We start from the raw sequence: 25,375 nt of genomic DNA, 5'->3' as shown, positions 1-25,375 counted from the left end.
GGCGTCCTTCGGAACGGGCGTCGCGAAAAATTAGGCACTCAGTGGGTTTTCCGTCCTGGGGTCTGCACCAAGCGCGAGCCTGACGACAAGACGAGCTCGAGGATTACACCAGCCAACCGATCAGGGGTTGTCGCCTGAAACTAGCAGCCCGCGCCGAGACCAATGAATCCGCCGCTGTACGGCGAGAGATGAATCGCGCCGCCCAGAAGGCAAAGTTCGAAGTTGAGCCCGAAGATGTTGGGGAAGACGATGCCGATGAGCGGCTGGAAATTTGGGTTGGCTGGGCCGAACCAGAAGAAGGGACTCTGGAAAACGGTGGCGCTCGAGTCACCGACTCCGGCGGCGCAGACCTGAACGTTCGGGTCACATGGCGTGACATCGACCACGCCGAGAGCGGAACCAAACCCGGCCTCAGCCAGGGGTGCCGCCGGACTCGCGTGCGCGACCGCTGCAGGAGCAATGGTTGCCGCGGCGGCGATTGCAGAGGCGGCAGTGGCAATGCGGATCTTTGTGCCAACGGCGGAAGCAGTAGTCATTTTTCCCCCAGGAATGTGGACGTCAGGTAGTGAGCATCTCAAATGCACGGCGCCGAGGGAATCAGGTGTTTCCCTATGATTTGCAGTCTCCAGCGCCCGCGCGCTCGAAAGCTGCGTTCATGAGCCTGCCGCCATGCGCCGTGCAACTAGCCGTCCGGCAACTGAAGCGACTCGATGAAATTGGGTGTGAAGTGCTCAAATAACAATGTGCGTCTCAGTTTAGCAAAGTAGAAGGGCTACGCAGAATCTGTCCCGAGTTGGTACCTGCGGCTGTGCCAGTCCTGGCCCCGGCGTTCTTAGCTCCGCAACGTGCGTCGATCTGTCGAAGGGATTGGGCGCCGCGTCCTCGGCCACGGCGTCACAATTCAAAGGGTGATCTTCGCCTGACTGGCGATGACACCTGTCGCAACCGCAAGCGCTTGCACCTGATCCTGCGTTCCGGGGCTCTCGGCGTTGAGCTGCAGGACGTACAGGCCGTCCTGGCCGGGGATCACCGCGGTCATCTGACCGATGGCCCGCTTGACACCGTTCTTGGTGTAAGCGCCGCCGATCTGGGTCGCATCGAACCCACCCAGCTTGGTCGGGCCGCCGACCACCGGGCCTTCGTATCCGGGCAGCTTCTGGATCTCGGCCGGGGCGTACTCGAGGATCTTGGCTCCGTCGACGTTTCCGGACAGCTTGGAGACATACACGATGATCGTCGCTGAGTCGGCCTTCGTGGGTGGGTCCGCGTAATCCATTGCAGTGTAGGCGCCCTCAGGCGCGCGGTTGCTCGCGTCACGCCAGCCGGCCGGGACGGGTAAGTCGATCGCGGGTGAGCCGGGATCGCCGCGACGAACGGGTGTTTCAACGATGTTGTTGTCTTCGATATATTCGGCGATCGTCTTGTCGGGTGCGGCCTGGGTGGTCGTGGCGGTCGGTGCGATTGTGGTCTCCGGTGACGATGTCGCCGTCTCCGTCCCCGTCTCCGATCCGCAGCCGGCCAAGCCGATGCCGAGCGCAACGGCCGCGGTGGCTACTACGCCCGCCCTCAGTGACAATCCCATCAAGGCCCCCGTCGATTGAGAATTCCGGCCATATCCTACGGTCGGCCAACAACCGGTGCAGCCGAAATCGGTTCGGGGGTGGGCGCGCAGCAGGCAAGGACGTGGCGGTTGTGGTCATAAAGCCCCAGAGGACGCTGCTATGGGCGACAGGCAATCCGATGGATTCGGACAGCCGGCAGTGGTCGGTTGGGCCGCTTCAACCGGTGATGAGAGCGATGTGGACGTTGCGTAGTTACGAGCCCTCGGCCGGGGCGCTATGATGCCCTCCTGGAGGCGTGACCGATTAGTCGGCCGAGCTCCGCTCGAGACTTGATGCCGAGCTTTCGGTAGATGCGCGCGAAGTTGGTCTCGACGGTCTTCGGGCTGATGAATAATTCGTCCGCGATTTCGCGAGTCGTCAAACCGGAAGCCGCAAGCGATGCGACCCGATGTTCAGACGGCGTCAATCCCAGCTGTTTGTTGGGCGACGCATTGATGCGGTCTAGTTCAGCACGCCCTCGCTCCGCCCACAGCGAAGCACCTAACACGTCGAATACAGTGATTGCCTCGGTCAATGCCGCCCGCGCGGATTCCTTCTGACGGTTCCGACGCCGCAACCGGCCGAGCACCAGTAATGTGCGGGCTCGTTCGAACGGCATCGGCAGCCGGTCATGGTGAACCAGCGCCTGTTCGGCACTCTGTACGGCTGCTGTGACGTCGCCGCGGGCGGCCAACAGAAGGCTGCGGCACCGCGCTCCGACCGCCAACATCCACGGCCGATCCACCATCCGGCCGTTCGTTTCCAGCGCCTCGATCATCGGCTCGGCGTCGGCGGCACGGCCGAGCGCGATCATTGCCTCGACGGCATCGGGAATGTAACCGGCGGTCATGATTTCCGTACCCGGCACCAAGTCCGATCGCGCGATGAGCGGCTGCAAGATCTGCAAGGCCTGCTCGTGGCGACCGAGCGAAACCTCTAGGAAGCCGAGGCTGATCATCGCCCACTCCGCCAGGCGTGGTGATCCAGACCGATGCGAAACCCCAATTGCCGCGGCTGCACTGTCGCGGGTCTCGGCTTCCCGGCCCCGATAAGCGGCGACCGCCGACTGTACGGTCAGGGCCAGCACACGCATGTGGTCGCCCCCGAGTTGGTCTGCCCGCTCCATCGTTTCGTCAGCGACGCGTGCCGCCTCCTGGTAATTCCCCCGCCAGATTTCAATGAGCGCAGTGAGCACATCGACGAAGATGATGGCGATTTCCGAGCCACGCTCCACGCATCGGTGATGGACCTGCGCCATCTGCTCGGAGGCCTCGTCGACATGTCCTCCCCAAGCCAGCAGCATTGCTTTGATCGTGCTGGCGCGAAACGCTATCGGCGCGTAACTGTTCGGATCTTCCAACGCCAACGCGTGGCGCAGGCTCGCCTCGTCGATACCGTGGCCGCATATACATGCAACGGCCGCGCGAAAGGACAAGGCTTGGCTCTCGAGATCGGGATTGCCAACGTCCTCGGCATATACGACCGCACGCTCGGCCTCCTGTAATGCCGCTCCGAAGTCGCAGGTGTTCAGCCGTGCGTATGCCAGCTGAAGTAGTGTGCCGACGCGAACTTCGCGGTTCCCTTGTGCGTTCTCGAGCGCCTGCTCCAGCAATTTCACCGCTTGCCCAAAGTCGTTGTTGTGAATCCGGATGATCGCCAATAGGTTCTGCGCCATCGCGCATTCCAAACCCGGTGGTATACGTTGCGTCATACCGTCAAGCAGCGCGTGTGCATGTCCGAGGTCACCTGCGTGCAGATGGTGCCCCGCGGCGCGGAGCCGTCTTGCTGGAGTGTCACCGCCGAGGCCGATCGCCAGTTCGAGCAAGTCGGCGGCCGCAGCCGGCGCGCCGCGGTCACGCGCGGCTTGAGAGGCGCTATCCAGCGCCGCGAGTGTGGTCGGGTCGGAGCTCGACGCGGCCAACGCCATGTGCCTGGCTCGCGACTCCGGGAATTCCACCGCCTCTGCGAGTTTTCGGTGCATCGCCCGTCGCTCTCTCGGCGTTGCGTCGGCGTAGACGCTGCGCGCCAGAAGCGGGTGTGTGAACCGCACGTCGTCGCCGTCGATGGCAGCAATGCCCTTGCGCTTCGCTTCATCGAGTAGCTCGCAAATGCGCTCGGGACTGCTGCCGGTGACGCGGGCGAGCAGGTCGATGGTCGGCGCGGCCGCGCATGCCGCCGCGAGCAGCAGGACTCTTGTCTCTCTTTCCAGTCGGCCGATCCGCTGGCGCATCAACTCGGCAAGCGTGGCAGGTAGCATCGAATCCGAACCACCGGCCTCGATCGCGTGAGCGAGTTCGAGTGCGTAAAAGGGATTACCGCCGGAGATTTCGCCGATACGGACCAACGTCGGCCGAGGCAATGACCGGCTGAGTCGCGCGGAGATCAGCGCGTGTAGGGCTCCCAGGCTCAATGGGCCGAGGCCTATCCGCCCAACTTCCTCGGGCGAGGCAAGCTGCAACCGCTCCGCCGCACTGACTTTCTCGTGTTCGCGGCGTTCGGTGACCAATATCCCAACACGACCTGTGATTTGCCGAGCCGCGGACGCCACGACGGCATGACTCGACGGGTCCAGCCACTGCACGTCATCGATAGCGACCAGCACGGGTGACCGAGCCGCGAGCAGGTTGACGACCGAGCCGAGCGCCGCCGCCGCGACACCCTGATCCGTAGGGGGGCCATCGCCGTCGGCGCGTAGCAGTACCCGGTCGACGGCCAGGCGCTGCAACTCGGGAAGATCGGCCAGGACGGAGGGTTCTACATCGGAGAGAAGGTCGGCCACAGCGGCGTACGCGAACGCGGCTTCTGCCTGCGCTCCCCGCGCCGAGAGCACCCGGAATCCCTGTTTCAAAGCCTCCGCCACGCATGTGAGCCACAGCGTCGTCTTGCCGACACCGGCCTCGCCCTCGATGACGACCCCGGCCGGTCGCGAACTCGCGGACCGCAGGAAGTCGAAGATCGCCCGGAACTCGGTCGGACGTTCGATAACGCCGCGAGCCATGATCCCCCCTTGCATTCATAGCAAACTAACCATACATTGCTGCTCCGAGGATCGACAGACGCAAGCGGATCTAATCCAGCAGGGTGGGCAATCCTTGTCTCGAAAGCGGTTCCCGGCACGACTCCGCAGCAACGTTAGGGGCGCAACTCCCGTATTCGAGTGCCGATTAGGGCGGACAACCGTTGATGAGGTGCGCCCGCCGCCGAGCAGGTCGTGGAGACGATCTCCTGGGAGTCGGCGCCGAACACACCGTAGAGCACCTCGTCCGTCGGAATGGACAAGGTGGCCAACAGTCGAACGGGTGTGCCCGCCTCGGTGGCGATGGCCGCGGCAGCATCAACACGTGCGACGACGTCGTCGACGTGCTGCTCGGTGAGTTCCGGCAGGTACCACTCCGCGAGGTAGCAGGCCGGTCCGCCAACCGCCTCCATATCTGGAACGGTAGCGATTCGTGAAACGGTGCGAATCAGGTGTTTCCCTATGTATTCGGGACTGGGCCGCGCCCTCGACGACAAGCCCCGCGTCGACCCGAACCGCCAGGCGGCCGGTTGAGATCGCCTATGACTCGTGCGTACCCGAGACGGGTCGCACTGAAAGGATCGGCTCGTCAGCCGCCACATTCGGCGACGCGGCGCAGCAGGAATCGCCGGGCGGGTTCGGAGGCATTGCGCTGCAGGGCTATTCGATACCAGTCCGCAGCCTCGTCGAGACGGCCCGCCCGGCGCAGCAAGTCCGCCCGAATACTGGCGACCGTGTTCGACCGCGCCAACCGCGGGTCTGAGGCCACCCACTCCACCTCCGCTAGGCCGGCGTCGAAGCCGTCGCGAAACCCGACCGCCAGTGCGCGGTTCGCCCGTGCCACCGGTGAAGCCGTCAGCGCGATCAACCGGTCGTAGGCGAGACAGATCGTGGCCCAGTCGGTGTCCTCCCATCGGGGCGCCGACGCGTGCACCGCCGCGATGACCGCCTGCGGCAGATACGGCCCCGTCGCCCCGGCGGTCTGCCGCAATCGGTCCAGTCCGCGCGTGATTCGGACCCGGTCCCACCGGCTCCGGTCCTGCTCGTCGAGCGGCACCAGCGCACCCTCGTCGTCGACGCGGGTTCGCCGACGCGAATCGTGCAGCTGCACCAGCGCAGCCAACGCATGCGCGTCGCGCTCGTCGGGCATCAGCAAGCACAGTTCACCGGCCAGGCGTATGCCTTCGTCGCACAACTCGTCGCGGATCGCCGACGGCCCCGCCGTCGACCAGTAGCCCTCGGTGAACACCGAGTAGATGCAGGCCAGCACGTGCGGGGTGCGGTCGGGCAGTAGCTCGGTCGGCGGCACCCGCAGCGGGATGTTCGCGCGCCGAATCTTGTTCTTGGCGCGGGTGATCCGCTGGCCGACGGCGCTGTCGGACTGCAGCAGCGCGCGGGCGATCTCGGCGACGGTGAGCCCGGAGATCAATCGCAGTGTCAACGCGAGTTGCGACATTCGGTCCAGCGCGGGGTGGGCGCAGGTGAACATCATCCGCAGCTCGTCGTCGCGGACCGGGTGCGGTGGCTCGCCGTGTCCCGCGGGGTTGTTCAGCACGGCCGCCTCTTCCTTCCCGGTGCGCACCGACTCGCGGCGCATCCGGTCCAGGGCCCGGTTGCGCGCCACGGCGAGGATCCAGCCGCCCGCGTTGTCCGGCACGCCGTCGCGCGGCCAGGCACGCAGTGCCTCGGCGAAGGCCTCCTGAACGGCGTCCTCGGCGACGGTGAGATCACCGGACCACCGCGCGAGTGCGGCAACGGCGGGTCCCCACTCCCGCCGAAAGACGCCGTCCAGGTTGACCATTTGACGGCTCTACAGGCCCGATACGCCCGCCAGCCGGTGCACCTCGACCGTCGTCGCCGGGATCATGGAGGCGATCTTCACCACCTCGTCGCGGTCCTGGGCCCGCAGCAGATAGAAGCCGCTGGCCACCTCGGCACCCTCGGCGAACGGCCCGTCGGTCAGCATCGTCTCCCCGCCGCGCATCTGCACTGTGGTGGCGGTGCTCGGCGGGTACAGCGGCGCGCCGGCGAGGATGTGATCACCGGCGGTGCGGCCGAACTCCGCGTGGGCGCACTCACCGCTCTCCCATTCGGCGGTGTCGGGGGTGCACTCATGGCCGGGCGGTTCCAGCAGCAGCGCGAACCAGTCGCTGCCGACGGTCTGCGTCGGGGCCTCCCAGCCGACCATCGGCCACAGTTCGACGGCGCCGTCGCGGCAAGCGGGGATGGCCGCCGCGACGGTCAGCGCCGCGTCGAGGTCCTCGGCCTCGATCACGTAGTAGCCGCCGGCCACCTCGGCCGCCTCGGCGAACGGGCCGTCGGTGACGGAGGGCGCGTCGGGCCCGCCGGTGATCCGTGCCTCGGCGCCGGCCAGCGCGTCACCGGCGCGGATCGCCGAGCCGAACTTGGCGTGAAAGTCCATGTAGGCAGCCATGATCTCGGCCTGGGTTGCGGCATCGGGTTCATCGGTCGACGCCGGTCCGAGCAACAGCGCGAAGTAGTGCATGAGGTGACCTTTCCGGTAGTGAGCGGAACCCTACGTCCCACTCTCTAACCGATCGACGGACAGGGTCGCCGGAATCCGACAGTTCCACCGATTCGATCTTGCTTATATGTGAAGGTTGACGAATGCGTAAGGCCGCCCGCGTCGTCGTTCTGTTCGCCCTCAGCGCGCTGAGCACCGCCGTCCTCGCCGCGATCACCGCGATCTTCTCGGCCATCAGCCTGGCCGCGACCGCGTTGATCGTGCCGGGCACCGGAACCCCCGACGCGAACGTCGTGGTGGACTACCGGGAGAACTTCGTCGACCGCTACAGCTTCCCGTTCAATCCGTCGTGCACCTCGACTAACCTCTGCGATCTGGTGGGCATCGACTACCCGGCGTCCTTCTTCCCGCTGGTCATTTTCGAGGGATGGTGCGAGCCCGGCAGATGCGAGACGTGGAACACCTCAGTGGGCGAGGGCGTCGACGGACTCTACGACGCGGTGGACGGCGCGGTGGATCCCGACCTTCTCGTACTCGGCTACTCCCAGGGCGGCGCCGTAGTCTCCAACACGCTGCGCAGGATCGCCGACGAGAACCCGGCGCTGCTTGACAAGATCGACACGGTCGTCATGATCGGCAACGCCTACAACCCCGACGGCGGCATTTTCACCCGGTTGGGCTTCCTGCCGACGATCCCGTTCCTCGACATCACGTTCGGCCCCGCCACGCCCGTCGACCTCGGTGTCGACATGGTCGGCATCGGTTTCGAGTACGACCCCGTGATGTACGCGCCGCTTTATTGGGGCAACCCGCTGGCAATGCTCAACGCGTTCGCCGCGTTCGACAACGTGCACGGCTACTACCTGACGCCGAACGGCAACGGCCCGACCGACTCGATCGCCTACGGGTACACCGAGGAGGAGCTGGCCGAGATCCTCGCGACCGGCTGTCCCGGCGACTACTGCCGGCTCGGAAGCGAGGGCAACAAGTACTACATGATCCCGGCGAAGAGCCTGCCGATCATGAACCTGATCACCTCGCTGGTCCCAGAACCGCTCCGGCCCTTGGTCCAGCCGATCGTCGACCTGGTGTCACCGGTGCTCAGGGTGCTGATCGATCTTGGCTACGACTGGAGTGGTGATCCCGACCAGACCAGGTACCTGTCGATCCTGCCGTTCAACCCGTTCCAGAACTGGCTCCAGGTCGGCGTCGACCTGGTCGAAGCGGTCGTGGAAGGCATCGAGAACGCGTTCGGCGGCGGGACCATGATGATCGCGCCGGCGGACGAGAACGTGTCTACGCTGTCGGATTCCATGCCGGCCTCACAGCGGTCACTGAGCGGCGAAACCAGCGATTCATGGCAGCAGCCGGTGCTGACGCTCGTCCACGAGGACTCGACGCAGGACGTCCAGAAACCTGACGGACAAAACGAAGAAGGGGTGACCGGACATACCGGCGGTCAACTGACCGGCATCGTCACGACCGGAGGCGACGTCACCGGTGGGGTCAAGGCCGGAGACGACGGCACCGAGGGCGTCATGACGGGAGGCGGTGTCACGTCGGGAGGCGGTGTCACGACGGGCGTCGACGCCGAAGACGACGGCACGGAGGACGTCAATACCGTCACCAGCGGCGGCACCACGGTGTCGGTCGGCGGCAACAGCACGGTCACCAGCGGCGGTAACGGCAACACGGTGACGACGGGTGCCGGCGTAGCCAACGGCACCGAAACGACCGGCGGTAACAGCATCACCACGAGCGGCACCGGAACGGTGACGGACGAGGCTGAGGACCAGACCGGTGCCCCCAACGACCCCGACGCGGACAGCGGCGCCCCGGCCGCCGCCTGACCGAGACGGTATGGAGGCAGCCTGAGGCCTTCGGCCTCAAGTCGCCTCCATACCGTCTAGGCGGCGACGGCGGGCTTGAGGTACGTGACGAGGCTGACGTCGATGCCCTCGTCGATGAAGTACCACTGGCAGCCCTTGAGGTAGCGCATGTACCGGTCGTAGTTCTCTTCGCCGGCTGCCGCGATCGCGGTGTCCTTGTTGCGCTCGAGGCGGTCGGCCCAGATGCCGAGCGTCTTGATGTAGTGGTTGCGCAGCGACATGGCCTCGGGCACCTGGAAGCCGGCCTTCTCGCCGTGCTCGATCATCATCTGGGTCGTCGGCAGGCGTCCGCCCGGGAAGATCTCGGTGATCATGAACTTGATGAAGCGGGCCATCTCGAAGGTCAGCTTCTTGCCGCGGGCGGCCAGGTCGTACGGGTGGTACCCCACGCTGCTCTGGATCGTCATCCGGCCGTCCTCGGGCAGCACCTCGAAGCACATCTTGAAGAAGTCGTCGTAGCGCTCGAAACCGAAGTGCTCGAAGGCCTCGATCGACACGATGCGGTCGACGGGGGAGTGGAACTGCTCCCAGCCCTCCAGCCGGACGTCGAAGGTGCGCTCGCTGTCGACGTTGCTCAGCAGCTGATCGCAGTACGCCTTCTGGTTCTTCGACAGCGTCAGGCCGATGACGTTGACGTCGTACTTCTCCATCGCGCGCTGCAGGGTCAGACCCCAGCCGCAGCCGACCTCGAGCAGCGTCATGCCGGGCTTGAGGTCCAGCTTGTCGAGGTGCTGGTCGACGTTGGCGATCTGGGCCTCGGACAGGGTGACGTTGGGGCCCGTGAAGTACGCGCAGCTGTACTTGCGCGTCGGGTCCTGGAACACGCCGAAGAAGTCGTCCGACAGGTCGTAGTGCGCCTGGATGTCCTCGAAGTGAGGAGTCATATCCTTCGTGCCGGTGGAATTGTCAGACATGGTGTTCTGCTTGGCCTTTCTTCACACGCTGCGAGAGCACGTCGGGCAGCGCCTCGGGACGTGCGCAACTAGCCCTATACCCTAGCGTTTCCGGGGTATCGGACCCTAATCAGCCGGTGGTCAGCGTGAATTGGTTGACGTCGATGTAGCCGCGGCGGAACATGTCGGCGCAGCCGGTCAGGTACTTCATGTACCGGTCGTAGACCTCCTCGGACTGGACGGCGATCGCCTCGTCCCTGCGTCGTTGCAGGGCGTCGGCCCAGATGTCCAGCGTCTTCGCGTAGTGCAGCTGCAGCGACTGCGTTCGCTGCACGGTGAACCCGGCCGCGCCCGCCAGGGTGTGCACCGCCTCGATCGTCGGCAGCTGACCGCCAGGGAAGATCTCCTTGGCGATGAAGCTGGCGAAACGCGCGGCGTCCATCGACAGCGGGATGTTGCGTTCTTCGAGCTCCGCCAGCGGCAACCGGGTGATGGTGTGCAGGAGCATCACCCCGTCGTCGGGGAGGACGCGGTGGGCCATGGCGAAGAAGTCTTCGTAACGGTCGGCGCCGAAGTGCTCGAACGCGCCGATCGAGACGATGCGGTCGACGCGCTCGTCGAACTGCTCCCAGCCCTGCAGAAGCACCCGCTTGGACCGCGAGCCGTCCACCGCTGCGAAGGCCTTCTGCACGTGCTCGTGCTGGTTCTCGCTCAGGGTCAGGCCGACGACGTTGACGTCGTAGTTCTGCACCGCCCGGACCATCGTCGCGCCCCAGCCGCAGCCGATGTCGAGCAGCGTCATGCCGGGCTGCAGGCCCAGCTTGCCCAGTGACAGGTCGATCTTGGCGAGCTGGGCCTCCTCGAGCGTCATGTCGTGGCGCTCGAAATAGGCGCAGCTGTAGGTCTGGGTGGGGTCCAGGAACAGGCGGTAGAAGTCGTCCGAGAGGTCGTAATGCGACTGGACGTCGTCGAAATGCGGCGTCAGTTCGGTCATCGATTCGGCCTTTCTGGGCGGATCAGTAGCTTTGCGGGCAGTCGGCCCTGACAGCAGTCAAGCCCCGAAGCACTCGACAGCGGACTCTACGCGTCCGTTGCCACGGCGAACGAATCGAAAATGTGACTAAACCGTGGCGGCGAAGTTCGACTTGAGCTCGCCGACGATGTCGTCCCACAGCGGTTCGGGCAGCTCGTGGCCCATGCCGTCGAACAACACGAGCCGTGCATTCGGGATGGCCTTGGCGATCGCCTTGCCGCCGGACGGCCGCATCAGCTTGTCGGCCTTGCCGTGGATGACGACCGTCGGGGCGGTGGTCTGCCGGTTGTACTCGAGCAGGCTGCCGCTGCCGGTGATCGCGTTGAACTGCCGCGCGATGCCGTGGGGGTTGTACGCCCGCTCGTAATAGGCGATCGCGTCGGCGCGCAGCCGCTCCTCGGGCGCCGGATAGGCCGGGCTGCCGATGATCCTGCTGACGCGGACCGAGTTCTCGATGATCACGTCGCGCGGCGAGTTCGGCGACGGACCGGTGATGACGGCCAGCAGTTGCTGCGGGCCGGGCGGCGGCAGCAGGGGCCGGTTGTTGCTCGAGAAGATCACGGCCAGCGTCTGGGTGCGCTGCGCGTGGCGCGCGGCGAAGATCTGCGCGATCATGCCGCCCATCGAGCCTCCGACGACGTGCGCGCGGTCGATGTTCAGGTGATCGAGCAGGGCGGCGGCGTCGTCGGCCATGTCCTCGAGGGTGTACACCGCGGGGCTTCTGCGGCCGAGCAGCGAGCGAGCCATGTTGCCGACCCGCGAGCCCTGCGTGCGGTGGCCGTCGAAGTGACTGGACAGCCCGACGTCGCGGTTGTCGAACCGGATCACCCGCAGGCCCTGGTCGACGAGCCTGCGACAGAAGTCCTCGCGCCAGAACAGCAGTTGCGCGCCGAGTCCCATGATGAGCAGGACGGCCGGATGGTCCGCCTCGCCCATGTCCTCGAAGTGGATCTGCAGGTCTCCCGACGGCGCCTTGCCTTCCCGGACCTGCAAGTCAGACCTCCACTCCATTAGTCGGCTCCTCGCGCAAGCGCTCGTCGGCATCGCTGTGTTCCCGGCTGACCTCCACCATGAAGTTGGCGAAGTACCCGGTCAGCTGCGGGTCGGACATCATCTGCCACTTCGGTGCGAGCAGCTTCATGTAGCGCTCGACGTAGAGGAACTGCTTGCCGATCAGCACCAGCTCGCGCGGCAGCTTGACGTCGTAGGCCTCGGCCAGCGTCGAGAGCTGCTTGCCGATCTCGGCGTAGCTCATGTCGCCCAGCGTCGACATGGTCAACGGGGTGGCGAACTTCTCCAGGTCCTTGGCGGCCTCGGCCTCGGGCTTCATGGTGCCGACGGCGCCCATCAGCACGACGATCTTGCCCGCGGCGGCGTGGTCCTTCTTGACCAGCAGCGCGTACACCAGCTCCCTCAAGAGCCATCGCGTGCGGGGGTCGATGCGGCCCATGATCCCGAAGTCGAAGAACACGATCTTGCCGTCGTCGTCGACGTACAGGTTGCCCGCGTGCAGGTCGCCGTGGAACAGGCCGTGGCGCAGCCCGCCCTCGAACACGCTGAACAGCAACGCCTTGACGAGCTCGGTGCCGTCGAAGCCCTTCTTGCGGATCGCCTTCACGTCGTCGATGCGGGTGCCCTGGATGCGTTCCATCGTCAGGACGCGCTCGCTGGTGAGGTCCCAGTAGACCTGCGGCACCCGGATGTTGCGGCCCAGCGGCGAGGCGTGCATGTGCGCCACCCACGCGTCCATCGACTGCGCCTCGAGCCGGAAGTCGAGTTCCTCGGCGAGGTTGTCGGCGAAATCGGCGACGACGTCCTGGGCGGAGAGGCGCTGGCCCAGCTTGGCGAACTCGACGAGGCGGGCGCCGCGCTTGAGGATCTGCAGGTCGGCGGCGACGCGCCTTCTGATGCCGGGGCGTTGGATCTTGACGACGACCTCCTCGCCGGTGTGCAGCGTCGCGTAGTGCACCTGCGCGATCGAGGCCGATGCGAACGGCCTGTCGTCGAAGGACTTGAACAGGTTGGCCGGTTCGTCGCCGAGATCCTCGACGAACAGCTTGTGGACCTCTTTGGGGTCGGCCGGCGGCACCCGATCGAGCAGGCTTCGGAACTCCTTGGACAGCGGCTCACCGAACGCGCCGGGGCTCGACGCGATGATCTGGCCGAACTTGACGTACGTCGGCCCCAGGTCGGCGAAGGCCTGCGGGATCTGCCTGACGATCTTCTGCTGCAACGAGCCCTTGGACGTGAGCTTGCTGACGACCCGAGCGCCGGTGCGGGTGATCTGCCAACCCGTCGCTCCGACGCGGGCAGCCTCGATCGGCAGCGGAACCCGGTCCAACCTGGCCACCTCGCGGTGCTGTGTCTTTGACGTGGCACTCATAGCGGCCAGTGTCTCAAAACGACGCTCGGGCTGCTAAAACGTGTGGACCGGCTCACAGTGCGGCGAGGTCAGGCCTCGGCGAAACTGCGCTCGACCTCGGCGCGGCTGCGAACCGGGTCGTCGCCGAGACGGTACTTCGGCAGGGTGTGCGGCACGCTCGTGCCGGCCTTGACCCGCTGCTGGGCCTGGCGGAACTCGGGCGCCCGCCCGGCAGCGATATGCAGGCCGTTGATGATGCTCCACACCGCAGTGCGCCGGGCGATGCGCTCGACGGCGGAGGGGTCCCTGTGCTGGATGAGCTGCTTGGCCCAGCGCGGCATGGTGTCGCGGATGGCCCAGTCGATCGCGGCGTGCGGCATTCCCAGGTTGGGGCCGGTGGACATCGCGGTGCCGTGCGTGACGGCCAGCCGCGGCAGATACGACTCGAGGCACTCGAGCGTCTCGGCCTTGGTGGTGGGCAGGTCGGTGCCGCCCAGGGCGTGGCCGACCCGCACGAACTCACCGTAGTAGCGGTCGATCTTGTTGCCGCGCAACGGGTTCGGGTGGTACAGCTCGTGTGCGGTGGCCAGGCCCCACACCACCGTGGCGTAGTTCCAGCGCAGCCAGTCGGGGTCGTCGGCGTCGTAGCGGGCGCCGTCGGGGCGGGTGCCCTTGATCGTGTGGTGCATGGCGCGCACGGATTGCGCGAGTCGCTCGGCGGTTTCCGTCGACCCGTACGCCGTCCCGATGAAGAACGCCACCGAGTGCCCGAGGCGCACGGAGGCCCCCTTCGGGTCGATCACCGGGATCGCGGTCCCCGTTTTCGGGTCGCGCTTGACCAGTCGCGAGTGATGCATGCCCATCCAGTAGATCGACGGGTCGAGGCGCTCCATGTACGCCGCGCACTGCAGACCGAAGATCAGCGCGTGCATGTGCGAGTGCACGTGCCAGACGGCGCTGCCCGGCCCGAACCAGCCCGGGTCGCCCACCGGCGCCGCGAACTCCATGCCCTTGAAGAAGTGGCTGCGGACGTCCTGGTCGAAGCGCTGGTTGACGAACTGCCCGACGAACTGGTGCGGAAGGAACACGTCGACCCTTTCGGTTCTGGTTACGGCTGTGGCCAGAATACCGTTTGGTTACACCCGTGACCAGCTTTAGGCTGTGACGATGTCGAGCCCCACCCGCTGGGCCGGCGTCCCGCTGACGGACCGCCGCGCCGAACGTCGCTCGCAGTTGATCGACGCGGCGTTCGAGTTGTTCGGCGAGGGCGGCGAGGCGGCGGTGTCGGTGCGGTCGGTGTGCCGGTCGTGCGGGCTGAACACCCGCTACTTCTACGAGAGCTTCGGTGACACCGACGCGTTGTTGGGCGCGGTGTACGACCGGGTCAGCGCCGGGCTCGCGGAGGCGGTCGAGGCGGCGATGGCGTCGGCCGGGGAGTCGTTGCGGGCGCGGACACGGGCGGGCATCGCCGCGGTGCTGGGCTTCAGTTCCGCCGATCCGCGTCGCGGCCGCGTGCTGTTCACCGACGCGCGGTCCAATCCGGTGCTCGCGGCCCGGCGGGCGGCGACGCAGGACCTGCTGCGCGAGGGCGTGCTGACCGAGGGCTGGCGGCTGCATCCCGACTCGGATCCCGTTGCCGCGCAAGTGGGTGCGGCGATGTACACGGGCGCGATGGCCGAGCTCGCGCAGCAGTGGCTGGCCGGCCGGCTGGGGGAGGATCTCGACGCCGTCGTCGAGCACGCGGTGCGCCAGGTGTTGCGCTAGACCGCAGACGCTGCGAAGTTCTCCGTCAGCGTCTCGACGACCGGACGCCAGACCGGCTCGGGCAGGTCGTGGCCCATGCCGTCGACGACGACGAAGCGGGCGCCGTCGACCGCCCGCGCGACGGTGCGCCCGTTGCGGGGCCGCACCATCGGGTCCTCCGACCCGTGCACGACGACCGTCGGCGCGCAGATGCGGCGGGTGTAGGACAGCAGGCTCCCGGTGCCCAGGATCGCGTCGAACTGGCGCAGCATGCCCTGCGGATAGTCGCTGCGGGCCCGCAGCTCCCGCACCCGACGCCGCAACTGGTCAACGGGCGGAACGAAATTCGGCCCGTTGATGATCGCGATGTTGCGCACCTCGTGTGCCAGTCGCTCCTCGAGCGGGGCGTCCTTCGCGGGCGCCCCGAATGCGAGCCGGATCACCTTCAGCCGAGGCACCGACGCGAACGGGGTGCCCGCGCTCGTCATCACCAGGCCCAGCGACGCCACCCGGTCGGGATGGCGGCCCGCCAGCACCTGCGCGATCATTCCGCCCATCGACGCACCGACGACATGCGCGCGCTCCACACCGAGGTGGTCGAGCAGGCCGCGCGCGTCGTCGGCCATGTCGACCAGCGTGTACGGCACCGGGCTGCCGCGCCCCAGCAGGTAGCGCAACACCCGCGGATAGACCGAACCCCGCGCGCGCGTGCCGTCCATCTTCGTCGACAGCCCGGTGTCGCGGTGGTCGAAGCGGATCACGCGATAGCCGCGCTCGACCAACTGCGCGCAGAACCCGTCGGGCCACATCGGCAGCTGCGCACCGACGCCCATGATCAGCAGCACGGCCGGGGCTTCGGGGTCGCCGGGGTCGCCGAGGTCCTCGTAGAACAACTCGACGTCCCCGCAGGCCGCGGTGCCGCTGCGAACACGCATGACCGCGACGGTACCCCGCTATGAGGCCGCGGCCGGCTTCCAGCGCTTGATGAAATCCGTTTCGGGCCATTCCTCGTTGGTGGCCATCAGCTCGTACATCGTTGCGCCGTCGACAGATTCGCGGATGATGTCGGCATGCCCGGCGTGACGGGACAGCTCCTCGATGAGGTGCAGCACGACCCAGCGCACGTTCCAGTGGTCGAGGTCCTGCGGGAACCACGGCACGTCGCGCGGCACCGGCACCGGCGTGTCGAGGTCCTTGTCGGCGAACACCCGCAGGGCTTCGGCGTTCTGCTGCTCGAGTTGAGCGAGCAGTTGCTCCAGCGTCTCGTCGTCGCGCATCACGTACTGGTCGGCGTACTCGGCCATCACCTCCGCCATCGGGCGGTCGTCCGCCGGGGGGAAGTCCGGCGCACACGCCGCCCGCTGCACCCAACCCTTCTGCACTCCGGCGGCGTGTTTGACCAGCCCGCCGATCGACAGCGAACTGACCGAGGGCGTGGAACGGGCCTGCTCGTCGGTCAGGCCGTAGGCCGCCGCGAAGAACGCGTTCTGCTGGAAGGCCAGGAATTCCAGGAGGCTTTGGCGGTCGTCGGCGGCTGGCGGTGGCATTCCCGGCATTGCTACTTCCCCTTCGTATCGGTGGTGTGGGCGTAAAGGTCGCGGATGCAGGCGATTTCGGCGCCGTGGTGGATCATCTCGCGGTTGATGTGCAGAACGAGGGCGGCCATCGGGTAGTCAGCGTACGGCCCTTCGGCCGGCCCGCACGGCCGGTCGAGGTCCTCGTCGGACATTCCGCGCACGCCGTCGATCCAGGTGCGGTACTGCTCGTCGAGTTGGCCAAGCGCGGTCGCGGCGTCGGTGGCGTAGCGCCACGTCTCGTAGCCGGCTTCCGGTGCGCCGAAGTGGTGGTGGTTGCGCACGGCGAGCACGCCGACGATGACGTGCGCGAGCCGCCAGGCGATCGTCGTGAACGGCGGCGGGTCGGGTTCGGGATAGACGAAGTCGACGGCACCGTCGGGGTGCACCGTCCAGCAGTTCGGCACGGGTTGCCAGAAGTACTCGTCGTCGGTGAGCCCGTCGAGGCGTGGGCGCAGGAAGTTCGTCCAGTGGTAGTCCAGCTGTTCGGCCAGCAGATCCGTGGTGGTCATACCGCTACCCTGACAGCCATATAGGACAGTTTCGGTCCTATAAGTGCGACAGGGTGGAGGCATGGCCGAGACGACCAGCCGGGTGTTGCAGCTGCTCGGGTTGCTGCAGTCGCGCCGGGTGTGGACGGGTGAGGGGCTCGCCGACCGGCTCGGGGTGACCACCCGCAGCGTGCGCCGCGACGTCGAACGGCTGCGCGACCTCGGCTATCCCGTGCACGCCAGCAAGGGTCAGGGTGGGGGCTACCAGCTGGGCGCCGGGGCGGCGCTGCCGCCGCTGCTGCTCGATCCCGACGAGGCCGTGGCGATGGCCGTGTGCCTGCGACTGGCCGCCGGGGGATCGGTGGCCGGCGTCGGCGAGTCGGCACTGCGGGCGTTGAGCAAGCTCGACCAGGTGATGCCGTCGCGGCTGCGCTCGCAGGTGTCGGCGGTGCACGATTCGACCGTCACGCTGACCTCGCCCGCCGACGAGCCCGTCGCGCCCGATGTGCTGATGACGCTGGCGCGCGCCTGTCGTGACCGCGAGCACGTCTCGGCCGGCTACGTCGACATCCGCGGCAACGCCACGCAGCGGCGGCTCGAGCCCTACCAACTGGTCACCACCGGACGGCGCTGGTATCTGCTGGCCTATGACCGCGACAAGCAGGACTGGCGCAGCCTGCGACTGGACCGGATGTCCGACGTGCGCGCGATGGGCAGCACGTTCGTCGCCCGCGAAGCGCCCGACGCCGCGACGTACGTCCGGCGGTCGATCAGCAGCTCACCCTACCGCTACGTCGCACGCGTCCGCTTCCATGCGCCGGAAAGCGTTCTCGAGCAACACTTCTCGCCGGCATCGGTGAGCATCGAGCCGGACGGGCCCGACGCCTGCATCGTCACCGCGGGTGCCGACGACCCGGAACGCATGGTGGTCTACTTCGCCACCGTCGGCTGCGACTTCGAGGTGCTCTCGCCGCCGGAGATGGTTTCTGCCGTGGCGGTGGTGTCCGCGCGGTTGCGGCGCTCGGTCAAGACGTGAGCTCCAGACGGTCCGCGAGCACCAGGAACGCCGCCGCGTACGGATTGTCAGCGGTGTCCTCGCGGATTCGTTTCCAGTCAAATTGTTCGCGGGTTGCGCGAACGGCGGGCAGCAGACTGGCGAAGTCGCAGTGATGTTCGTTGAGCGAGTTCAGCTTTTCCCGCATCACCTCGGTGGGGGACAGCACGCGCATCCTGATCGCGAGCACGTCGTACTCCTCGGCGGACAGAATGGTCTCCTTGTCGACCGGGATGCCGTTGAGGCGGTGCAGCACGTCGATCACGAAATCGTCGCCGACACACGCCTTGAACAGCCAGTCCTCGGGGGTGCGCTCGACTACGAAGCCGGCTTCCTCCAAGGTGGCGGCGGCCTTCTCCGTATCGGGTTCGGCGACGACGAAGTCCACGTCGTGCACGGGCTCGGGGCCGCCGAACACCCACAGCGCGTAGCTGCCTGCCAGTGCGAAGTCCGGCCCCTGCGCACGCAGCGCCGACGCCGCGCGTTTGAGCGCGTCGCGCAGATCATCGTTCCTCGGGGGCACGTCACTCCTGATGGGCAGGCGGCGATTGTGGGTAGCTAGTACCCATGCGGATGGCTACTTTCAACATCTTGCACGGACGAAGTCTTCACGACGGCGTCGTTCATCCGGATCGACTCGTCGAATCGGTCAAGCAACTCGACGCCGACATCCTCGCCCTGCAGGAGGTCGACTGCGATCAACCGCGCTCCGGAATGGCCGATCTGACCGCCGTCGCGGCCGAGGCGATGGGCGCGGTGAGTCACCGGTTCGTGGCCGCGATCAACGGAACGCCGGGTGCGACGTGGATGGCCGCGACGGGTGGCGAGCAGCCGGGCACCGCCGCCTACGGCATCGCGCTGCTGTCGCGGTATCCCGCAGAGTCGTGGCAGGTGCTGCGGCTGCCGCGGATCCCGACGAGGTTCCCGATGTACCTGCCCGGGCCCAGCCGCGTGCAGATCGTCCACGAGGAGCCCCGGGCCGCGATGGTCGGCCGGCTGAACACGCCGCTGGGTCCGCTGACGGTCGCGAACACCCATCTGTCGTTCGTGCCGGGGTGGAATCGCGTGCAACTGCGGCGGCTGATCCGCGATATGCGGGGGTTCCCGTCGTCGCGGGTGCTGATGGGTGACCTGAACATGGTTCCGCCGACGGTCCTGCGCTGGTCGCGGCTGCGGCCGCTGGCGACGGCGCTGACCTTTCCGGCCCACGAACCCGACCGCCAGCTCGACCACATCGTCACCGACGACCCGGGACTGCGCGTCGAGCGCAGCTGCGCGCCGACCCTGTCGATCTCGGACCACCGCGCGCTGGTCGTCGACGTCTACCGGGCGTAGGGCCGTGGAGAACCGCCGCCGCAACGGTTCCCAACTTCGTGTGACGATCGGTCGGACGCCGTAGGGTTTCGGGCGTGCAGGTCATCTCGGCGGAGTCGACGGATCTGTTCGTCGGGCCCCCGGATGCGCCGCGTCAGATCGTCCGCGTCGCCTGCTCCGGCGCGGGCGAGGTGCGAATCGAGGGCGACGGACTGTCGGGGCACGCGCGGGCCGCTTCGGAGGGTGTCCTCGAGGTGCCCGTGACGGTGCGCGATCCGGTCGTCGGCGAGCAGCGCCGGGCCCGCGTCGCGGCGGGTGACGCCATCGTAGCGTTCGTGTTCACCGTCGCCGAGCCCGGCTGGACGATGTACATGATCAGCCACTTCCACTACGACCCGGTCTGGTGGAACACGCAGGGCGCCTATACGAGCGTGTGGACCGAGGACCCGCCGGGGCGGTGCAGGCAGAGCAACTCGTTCGACCTGGTGCGCGCCCACCTCGAAATGGCCCGCCGCGAACCCGAATACAAGTTCGTGCTCGCCGAGGTCGACTACCTCAAGCCGTTCTGGGACACCCATCCCGAGGAACGCGCCGACCTGCGTCGCCTCCTCGCCGAGGGGCGCGTCGAGGTGATGGGCGGCGCCTACAACGAGCCGAACACCAACCTCACCAGCCCCGAGACGACGATCCGGAACTTCGTGTACGGCAGTGGTTTTCAGCGCTCCGTTCTGGGCGCCTCACCGGCGACGGCGTGGCAGCTCGACGCGTTCGGCCACGACCCACAGTTTCCCGGTCTGGCCGCCGACGCCGGGTTGACGTCGAGCTCGTGGGCGCGCGGGCCGCACCACCAATGGGGCCCGATGGCCGGCGGCGGCGATCCGGAGCGGATGCAGTTCAGCAGCGAGTTCGAGTGGATCGCACCATCCGGTCGTGGACTCTTGACGCACTACATGCCCGCCCACTATGCGGCCGGCTGGTGGATGGACTCGGCGGCCACGCTTTCCGACGCCGAAGCCGAGACCTACCAGCTGTTCACGTCGCTGAAGAAGGTGGCGCTCACGCGCAACGTGCTGCTGCCCGTCGGGACGGACTACACGCCGCCGAACAAGTGGGTCACCGAGATCCACCGCTCCTGGAACTCGCGGTATACGTGGCCGCGGTTCGTGTGCGCACTGCCGAAGGAGTTCTTCGCGGCGGTGCGTGCGGAGCTCGCCGAGCGGGGTGTCGACGCGTCGCCGCAGACCCGCGACATGAACCCGATCTACACAGGCAAGGACGTCTCCTACATCGACACCAAGCAGGCGAACCGGGCCGCGGAAGCCGCGGTGCTCGATGCGGAGAAGTTCTCGGTGTTCGCCGGTCTGCTCTGCGGTGCGACGTATCCGCAAGCGGCACTGGCCAAAGCGTGGGTGCAGCTGGTCTACGGCGCGCACCACGACGCGATCACCGGCTCTGAATCCGACCAGGTGTACCTGGATCTGCTGACCGGGTGGCGCGAGGCGTGGGAACTGGGCACGGCGGCGCGGGACAACGCGTTGGCACTGCTGTCGGGGGCGGTCGACGATTCCGTCGTGGTGTGGAACACATTGGCGCACAATCGGTCTGACGTCGTCACGGTTCATCTTGACGAGCCGCTTGGCCCGGGGGTGCGCGTCCTGGACCCGGACGGTGACCCGCAGCCGGTTCACGTCAGCGACGGCGGACGCACGGTCACGTGGCTGGCGCGTGACGTGCCCTCGCTGGGGTGGAAGTCCTACCGGTTGCTTCCCGCCGACAGTGCCGAGAGCTGGGTCGCGGTCGACGGCGCCGAGATCTCCAACGAGTTCTACGCGGTGACGGTCGACGCCGCGCGTGGCGGCGCGGTGACATCGGTGCGTGAGGTGGACGGCGGCTGGTCCGGTGGCCTCGGCAACGAGCTGGCCGTCTACGACGAGTATGCGGTGCACCCGCAAGCCGGTGAGGGGCCGTGGCATCTGCTGCCGAAGGGGCCGGTGGTGTCGTCGGCGTCTGCAGAGGCGTCCGTGCAGGCGTACCGGGGGCCGCTGGGGGAGCGGCTGGTCGTCGACGGCCGCATCGACGGTGTGCTGCGGTACACGCAGACCCTGACGCTGTGGCGGGGGGTGGACCGCGTCGAATGCCGTACTGTCATCGACGAATTCGATGGCGCCGACCGGCTGGTGCGGCTGCGCTGGTCGTGTCCGGTGCCTGGCGCGTTGCCGGTAAGCGAGGTCGGTGACGCGGTGATCGGCCGCGGCTTCGGGCTGCTGCACTCGCGCGGATCCTCCGAGGCCGTCGACTCGGCGAAACAGCCGTGGACGCTGGACAACCCGGCGTTCGGATGGTTCGGGTTGTCGCAGACGGCGCGGGTGTGCGTCAACGGCAGGGACCGCGGTGTGTCGGTCGCCGAGGTGGTGGCACCGGCCGAAGCGCAGTCGCCGCTCGCGCGGCCGCTGATGGTCGCGCTGGTGCGCGCCGGCGTGACGGCGACGTGCAGCGGTGCGGACAGGCCCCGCTACGGCGACCTCGCCGTGGACTCGAACCTGCCCGACCTGCGGATCGCCTTGGGCGGGCCGGATGAGAACCCGTTCACCGCAGCGGTTCTCGCGGCCGCAAACCCGGTGTATGCCGACGAGCTCAAGCGGCAGTTGTACGCCACCGGGCGGGCCAGGGTGTGGGTGCCGCCGGCTGCGCCGCTGGCCGAGGCATGGGTGCCCGGTGCCGATCTGCGCGACGTGCGGACGCTGCCGGTGTTGATCGTGGCGGGTGACGTGGCGAGCCAGATGGCGGACGTGGTCGAGGACCTCGCCGACTTCCGCATCCTCGTCGACCAGGAGGCGCCGGCCGACCTGGCAGACAGTGACGGGCACACGGTCGCCCTGCTCAACCGCGGGATACCGGGGTTCGCCGTCGAAAGCGACGGCACACTGCACATGTCGCTGATGCGGTCGTGCACCGGATGGCCGTCGGGCACGTGGATCGACCCGCCGCGGCGCACCGCCCCCGACGGGTCGAACTTCCAGTTGCAGCACTGGACCCACGTGTTCGACTACGCGCTGGTCTCCGGTCGCGGTGACTGGCGCGACTCCCGTGTCCCGGCGCGCAGCGCGGAGTTCTCCCATCCCTTGCTCGCCGTGCCGAACGGGGATGCGCCCGTGGGCGGATTGCCTTCGTGGGGGTCGTTTCTCGAGATCGAGCCGGCCGGGTCGGTGGCGCTGGGTGCGCTGAAGGCCGCGGGCAACCCGCTGGCCCGCGGCAGCGGCCAGCCGGTCGATCCGGCCGACGGTGTGGCGATCCGTCTCGTCGAATGTGTCGGCGCGACAACGGATGTCGCGGTCACCTGCGGGTTGCGGCGAGTATCGGAAGCTGCTCGGGTCGACCTGCTCGAGCAGCCCCGTGTGCAGGAGCTGGCCCCGGGCGGGCTGTCGCTGCACGGCTACGAGGTCGCCACGGTGCTGACCCGGCTGAACCTGCCGCAGGTGCTGCAGGCCGACAATGCGGTGCTGGCGCCCGAAGCCGAGGCGGCGGGGCCGCTGTACGCGCGATACTGGCTGCACAACCGCGGCCCCGCTCCGCTCGGCGGGCTGCCTGCCGTCGCGCACCTGCACCCGCAGCACATCTCGCCGACACCGGATTCGCCTGTGCTCGTGCGGCTTACCGTGGCCAGTGACTGCAGCGACGCCGTGCTGCACGGCGGCGTGCGGCTGCTGTGTCCCGACGGGTGGACCGCCGACCCGGACGAGCTGTCGTTCATGCTGCCGCCCGGCGAGTATGTGGACACCGATGTGAGGCTCTCGATGCCGGATGGCGTCGCCCCGGGGCTGTATCCGGTGCGCGCCGAGCTGGCGTTGACCGGCAACCACGTGCCTGCGGCGTGGCGTCAGGTCGTCGAGGACGTCTGCGTCGTCGCCGTGGACGCATCTGCGGACGATCGCGTGCTGCGACTGGTCAGCGGACCAGACCCGGTCGAGGTCCAGGTCGGCGAGACGGCGCGGCTGGCGGTGACCGTGGGCACCGACGCGTGCGCCGACCTCGCCGTGGAGGCACACCTCATCAGCCCGTGGGGCACCTGGGAGTGGATGGGGCCCGCGGCGACGGGCGTGGAACTGAGTGCGCGCGGCACCGCTCAGATCGGCTTCGACGTGGCGCCGCCTCGGTGGGCGCAGCGCGGCGAATGGTGGGCCCTGATCCGGCTGGCCGCCGCAGGACATCTGGTGTATTCCCCCGCGGTGAAGGTGACGGTGCGATGAGCGTCGCGGCGTCGGTGGACGGCGTGCCGGTGACGGTCGAGGAGGTCGACGCCCGCGAGGCGGCGTTGCGCGCGTCGCGGATCGCGTCCTCGCTGCCGCGGCCCGGGACCAGCGAGGGGCGCCAGTTGCGCCGTTGGCTCACCCAGCTTCTCGTCGCCGAGCGGGTGGCGGCCGCGGAGGCATCGTTGCGGGGTCTGACCGCGGACGGCGCGCCCTCGGAGGCGTCACTGTTGCCGGACAACACAGTTCGGTTGGAGATCGGCAGCGTGGCGTCGTCGGTGCTGGCCGATCCGCTGGCTCGGGCGCTGTTCGCCGACGTGACCGCGGACATCGACGTGACGGAGGCCCAGGTCGCGTCGTACCGCGAGCGAAACCCGTTGCGCTACACGGCCGACGCGGACGTTGCGGTTCATCTGCGCGCGGCGGCGCGACGGCGGGCCTTCCGGCTGTGGCTGGACGCGCGGTGTGCCGCCGTCGTCCAGCTTGCGCCGGGGTACGAGCATCCCGGCGACCCCCGTCAACCCGACAACACGCACCGTCACTGATGGCTGACCCGACGCTCGCGATCGACATCGGCGGGACGAAGATCGCCGCGGGACTCGTCGACGACGACGGCACGCTGGTGCACCACGCCAAGCTGCCGACGCCCGACGGGGACGCCGAATCGGTTTGGGCGGTGGTCGATTCGTTGGTCACCGAGGCGCTGGCGACCGCCGGGGGTCGTGTGCGCGGCGTCGGTATTGCGTCGGCAGGGCCGATTGACCTGCCCGCCGGTACCGTCAGCCCGATCAACATCGCCGAGTGGCAGCACTTTCCGATCGTCGAACGCGTGTCGTTCGCCGTCGGTGCCCCGGTGCGGCTGGCCGGTGACGGGTTGTGCATGGCGCTGGGAGAGCGCTGGCGGGGTGCGGGCCGCGGCGCGCAGTTCCTGCTCGGCATGGTGGTGTCCACCGGGGTCGGCGGCGGGTTGGTGCTCGACGGCGCGCCGTACGACGGTCGGACCGGTAACGCCGGACACGTCGGCCACGTCGTCGTCGACCCGGACGGCTCGTTGTGCACCTGCGGCGGACATGGCTGCGTCGAGACCATCGCGTCCGGCCCGCGCATGACGCAGTGGGCACGCACTCAAGGGTGGTCCGGGGCGGATGCCAGGGAACTGGCCGACGCGGCCGCCGCCGGCGACGCGATCGCGCTGCGGGCGTTTGAGCGCGGCGCCACCGCGGTGGCGGCGATGATCGCCTCGGTGGCGGCGGTTTGCGATCTGGACCGCGTCGTCATCGGCGGAGGCGTGGCAAAGGCCGGCGCACTGCTGTTCGACCCGGTTCGCGAGAAGCTGGCGTCGTATGCCGGGCTCGACTTCATCCGCGGTGTGCAGGTGTTGCCTGCCGAACTCGGCGGCGATGCGGGACTCGTCGGCGCGGCAGCGTTGCTGCGCGAGCAGACGTAAGCCTGCTGTTGCGTCTGCTCGCGGAGAAGAGCTGGTGCGTTTTGGCTGATCGCGGGGCGGTCGGCTATTCTTGGCGGCGTTCCACCGAAGACCGTCGGTCACCGAGCAATCGGTTGAAGGTCCCGGACCACCCGGGCGGCCCACGCAGGAGGACGAGGCTAACGCTGAACTGTGCGCCCCGACCTGTCTGCGTCGGGGCGTTCGTCGTTTTCCGGGCACCCCATCC

Annotated in this window: 22 protein-coding genes; 7 read left to right on the top strand and 15 right to left on the bottom strand. The window is 67.8% G+C overall.

Going from position 1 to position 25,375, the window contains the following annotated elements; genetic code table 11:
• Positions 1-140 precede the first annotated feature (140 nt).
• From ABGB19_RS22050 to ABGB19_RS22025, 6 genes are all read right to left on the bottom strand, one after another.
• Complete coding sequence (locus ABGB19_RS22050; protein ID WP_347688126.1) at positions 141-536, bottom strand: hypothetical protein; 396 nt, start codon at positions 534-536, stop codon at positions 141-143.
• 365 nt (positions 537-901) lie between these two features.
• Complete coding sequence (locus tag ABGB19_RS22045; protein WP_347688125.1) at positions 902-1,582, bottom strand: LpqN/LpqT family lipoprotein; 681 nt, start codon at positions 1,580-1,582, stop codon at positions 902-904.
• Positions 1,583-1,836: 254 nt separating this feature from the next.
• Complete coding sequence (locus ABGB19_RS22040; RefSeq protein WP_347688124.1) at positions 1,837-4,599, bottom strand: AAA family ATPase; 2,763 nt, start codon at positions 4,597-4,599, stop codon at positions 1,837-1,839.
• A gap of 134 nt (positions 4,600-4,733) precedes the next feature.
• On the bottom strand, positions 4,734-5,030 hold the full coding sequence (locus ABGB19_RS22035) for a hypothetical protein (protein WP_347688123.1): 297 nt from the start codon (positions 5,028-5,030) through the stop codon (positions 4,734-4,736).
• 176 nt (positions 5,031-5,206) lie between these two features.
• The gene (locus tag ABGB19_RS22030) at positions 5,207-6,418 is read right to left on the bottom strand and encodes a sigma-70 family RNA polymerase sigma factor (RefSeq protein WP_347688122.1); all 1,212 of its coding nucleotides are present in this window, start codon (positions 6,416-6,418) and stop codon (positions 5,207-5,209) included.
• Between the two features lie 9 nt (positions 6,419-6,427).
• Positions 6,428-7,123: a YciI family protein gene (locus ABGB19_RS22025; RefSeq protein WP_347688121.1), complete on the bottom strand. Its 696-nt coding sequence runs from the start codon at positions 7,121-7,123 to the stop codon at positions 6,428-6,430.
• A 122-nt stretch (positions 7,124-7,245) separates the two neighbouring features.
• Between ABGB19_RS22025 and ABGB19_RS22020 the strand changes: the two genes are divergently transcribed.
• Positions 7,246-8,952, top strand: coding sequence for a PE-PPE domain-containing protein (locus ABGB19_RS22020; RefSeq protein WP_347688120.1), 1,707 nt, complete (start codon positions 7,246-7,248; stop codon positions 8,950-8,952).
• A gap of 56 nt (positions 8,953-9,008) precedes the next feature.
• Here ABGB19_RS22020 and ABGB19_RS22015 read toward each other — a convergent pair whose 3' ends face one another.
• From ABGB19_RS22015 to ABGB19_RS21995, 5 genes are all read right to left on the bottom strand, one after another.
• On the bottom strand, positions 9,009-9,905 hold the full coding sequence (locus ABGB19_RS22015; RefSeq protein WP_347688119.1) for a cyclopropane mycolic acid synthase family methyltransferase: 897 nt from the start codon (positions 9,903-9,905) through the stop codon (positions 9,009-9,011).
• Positions 9,906-10,014: 109 nt separating this feature from the next.
• The gene (locus ABGB19_RS22010) at positions 10,015-10,878 is read right to left on the bottom strand and encodes a cyclopropane mycolic acid synthase family methyltransferase (protein ID WP_347688118.1); all 864 of its coding nucleotides are present in this window, start codon (positions 10,876-10,878) and stop codon (positions 10,015-10,017) included.
• A 126-nt stretch (positions 10,879-11,004) separates the two neighbouring features.
• On the bottom strand, positions 11,005-11,910 hold the full coding sequence (locus tag ABGB19_RS22005; RefSeq protein ID WP_347688239.1) for an alpha/beta hydrolase: 906 nt from the start codon (positions 11,908-11,910) through the stop codon (positions 11,005-11,007).
• 1 nt (position 11,911) lies between these two features.
• Positions 11,912-13,300, bottom strand: a complete 1,389-nt coding sequence (locus ABGB19_RS22000) for an AarF/ABC1/UbiB kinase family protein (protein WP_347688117.1) — start codon at positions 13,298-13,300, stop codon at positions 11,912-11,914.
• 68 nt (positions 13,301-13,368) lie between these two features.
• The gene (locus ABGB19_RS21995; protein WP_347688116.1) at positions 13,369-14,367 is read right to left on the bottom strand and encodes an oxygenase MpaB family protein; all 999 of its coding nucleotides are present in this window, start codon (positions 14,365-14,367) and stop codon (positions 13,369-13,371) included.
• Positions 14,368-14,446: 79 nt separating this feature from the next.
• On the opposite strand from ABGB19_RS21995, the gene ABGB19_RS21990 reads away from it, so the two are divergent.
• Positions 14,447-15,043: a TetR/AcrR family transcriptional regulator gene (locus tag ABGB19_RS21990; RefSeq protein ID WP_347688115.1), complete on the top strand. Its 597-nt coding sequence runs from the start codon at positions 14,447-14,449 to the stop codon at positions 15,041-15,043.
• Here the strand turns inward: ABGB19_RS21990 and ABGB19_RS21985 are convergent.
• The 3 genes from ABGB19_RS21985 to ABGB19_RS21975 are packed head-to-tail and all read right to left on the bottom strand — an operon-like array spanning position 15,040 to position 17,108.
• Positions 15,040-15,957 carry an alpha/beta fold hydrolase gene (locus ABGB19_RS21985; protein ID WP_347688114.1) on the bottom strand — a complete coding sequence of 306 codons (918 nt, stop codon included), beginning with the start codon at positions 15,955-15,957 and terminating at the stop codon, positions 15,040-15,042. The genes ABGB19_RS21990 and ABGB19_RS21985 overlap by 4 nt on opposite strands.
• Before the next feature lie 18 nt (positions 15,958-15,975).
• The gene (locus ABGB19_RS21980; protein WP_347688113.1) at positions 15,976-16,578 is read right to left on the bottom strand and encodes a DinB family protein; all 603 of its coding nucleotides are present in this window, start codon (positions 16,576-16,578) and stop codon (positions 15,976-15,978) included.
• A 2-nt stretch (positions 16,579-16,580) separates the two neighbouring features.
• The gene (locus ABGB19_RS21975) at positions 16,581-17,108 is read right to left on the bottom strand and encodes a DinB family protein (RefSeq protein WP_347688112.1); all 528 of its coding nucleotides are present in this window, start codon (positions 17,106-17,108) and stop codon (positions 16,581-16,583) included.
• 61 nt (positions 17,109-17,169) lie between these two features.
• On the opposite strand from ABGB19_RS21975, the gene ABGB19_RS21970 reads away from it, so the two are divergent.
• A complete protein-coding gene (locus tag ABGB19_RS21970) occupies positions 17,170-18,123 on the top strand; it encodes a YafY family protein (RefSeq protein ID WP_347688111.1) in 954 nt (317 codons plus the stop codon).
• Here the strand turns inward: ABGB19_RS21970 and ABGB19_RS21965 are convergent.
• Complete coding sequence (locus tag ABGB19_RS21965) at positions 18,113-18,664, bottom strand: nucleotidyltransferase (protein ID WP_347688110.1); 552 nt, start codon at positions 18,662-18,664, stop codon at positions 18,113-18,115. The two genes, ABGB19_RS21970 and ABGB19_RS21965, sit on opposite strands and share 11 nt — an antisense overlap.
• 44 nt (positions 18,665-18,708) lie before the next feature.
• On the opposite strand from ABGB19_RS21965, the gene ABGB19_RS21960 reads away from it, so the two are divergent.
• The 4 genes from ABGB19_RS21960 to ABGB19_RS21945 all read left to right on the top strand — a co-directional run bounded on the left by ABGB19_RS21960 (position 18,709) and on the right by ABGB19_RS21945 (position 25,149).
• Entirely contained in the window at positions 18,709-19,476 is a 768-nt protein-coding gene (locus ABGB19_RS21960; protein ID WP_347688109.1) for an endonuclease/exonuclease/phosphatase family protein, read from the top strand.
• Positions 19,477-19,550: 74 nt separating this feature from the next.
• Entirely contained in the window at positions 19,551-23,702 is a 4,152-nt protein-coding gene (locus ABGB19_RS21955) for an NEW3 domain-containing protein (protein WP_347688108.1), read from the top strand.
• On the top strand, positions 23,699-24,247 hold the full coding sequence (locus ABGB19_RS21950) for a malonyl CoA-ACP transacylase (protein WP_347688107.1): 549 nt from the start codon (positions 23,699-23,701) through the stop codon (positions 24,245-24,247). The genes ABGB19_RS21955 and ABGB19_RS21950 overlap by 4 nt, the downstream gene beginning before the upstream one ends.
• Positions 24,247-25,149, top strand: a complete 903-nt coding sequence (locus ABGB19_RS21945; RefSeq protein ID WP_347688106.1) for an ROK family protein — start codon at positions 24,247-24,249, stop codon at positions 25,147-25,149. The genes ABGB19_RS21950 and ABGB19_RS21945 overlap by 1 nt, the downstream gene beginning before the upstream one ends.
• Positions 25,150-25,375 lie beyond the last annotated feature (226 nt).

The sequence above is a fragment of the Mycobacterium sp. B14F4 genome, assembly GCF_039871645.1.
GTDB lineage: Bacteria > Actinomycetota > Actinomycetes > Mycobacteriales > Mycobacteriaceae > Mycobacterium.
Note: the sequence above shows the minus strand (reverse complement) of the source record. Positions and strands in the feature narration are given on the sequence as shown.